We start from the raw sequence: 1,355 nt of genomic DNA on the forward strand, positions 1-1,355 counted from the left end.
GTTGATTATTATAAGGATCATATTCGAACTGGAAACACTAAACAAAGTCAGTTAGATGAATATTCCAGATATGAATTTGGATTTTCTGGATTACGTTGCTCTATTTTGGGCTCATTTTATTTAGATTCTAAAAAGAATTTGAGATTTGGTGCTGATGTAGAAAATTTCTATGCTGCTCATAATTATTCAGTAATTAAACCATCAAATGAAATTTTAGGTTTAATTGCTAATTACAGAGAAAATAGCGTACCTGGAGGAAATGGTGATATTCGAATAGGTTCTATCCGTTATAGCTCAAGCCAAAGATTTAATAATGATATTGGAGATATTCCTGTTTATATACAAGCAAAAGATTTTGCAGGAAAACGCACTGCTTTATTTGGCATGACGCGTACTGGTAAATCTAATAGTATTAAAAAGATTATTCAGGCTAATGAACAGATGAGTAAATCAGCTCAATATCAGTTAGATAAACAGAATGAAAGTCCCGAAGATATTTTAAAGCAATTTGTAGGCGATGCACCTAAATATCCTATTGGACAGATTATTTTTGATATCAATGGTGAATATGCCAATGCCAACCTTCAAGATGAGGGAACGGCTATCTTTGATATATATCAAGCTAAAACCGATCGTTATTCCATTGTGGAAAAAGACGGTTTTAAGGTTATGAAGGTTAATTTTTATAATGAGATTGAAGCTGGTTTCGAACTGATTAAATCATATCCATTAATTGCAGATGATACATCAAAATATATGGTTAATTTTAAATCAGTAATACTCGAAAAGCCTTATAACTATGACTCTGATTACTCTGCTAAAACTAGATATGATAGAAAATTGTCGGTTTATAAATGTATTCTAAAAGCAGCGGGATTTAAATGCTCAGAAAATGAGAAGGTAACATTTTCCGTAAATAAAGAGCTATTAGAAGAAATGGATATCCCCGATGTAACTTCGCAATCATTAAAGGCAGGGATATCGTTAGATTTAGCAACTGAATGGTGGACTGCTTTATGGGATTCTTATGATTCTTCAGTAGCATGTAATGACTATAAACAAAAAAAACGTAAGGAATGGGCTGATGATGAGTTAAAAGCCTTGTTAGTGATTTTAACTAGAAAGAGTAGCTCAGGTGGTTCAATAGATAGAACTGGCTATTTGAATTTACGACCAATTGTTACTCAGCATACCGATAAATCTCAGACACCTTTTGAGGATGATATTTTACAAGCTCTTCGTCAAGGAAAAATTATTATTGCTGATTTATCTAGTGGGGATGAAGAATTACAAAGAATGTATTCAGAGAGAATTACACGTCGTATCTTCAGAGATTCTATGAATAGATTTACTAA

1 protein-coding gene is annotated in these 1,355 nt (G+C 32.3%); it reads left to right on the plus strand.

Features of this window, described 5'->3' with window-relative positions; genetic code table 11:
- Positions 1-1,355, plus strand: a 1,355-nt coding sequence (locus tag ACTHUR_RS11215) for a hypothetical protein (RefSeq protein WP_440398623.1), incomplete at both ends; no start/stop codon positions are given.

Source organism: Neisseria sp. P0021.S007, assembly GCF_051956855.1.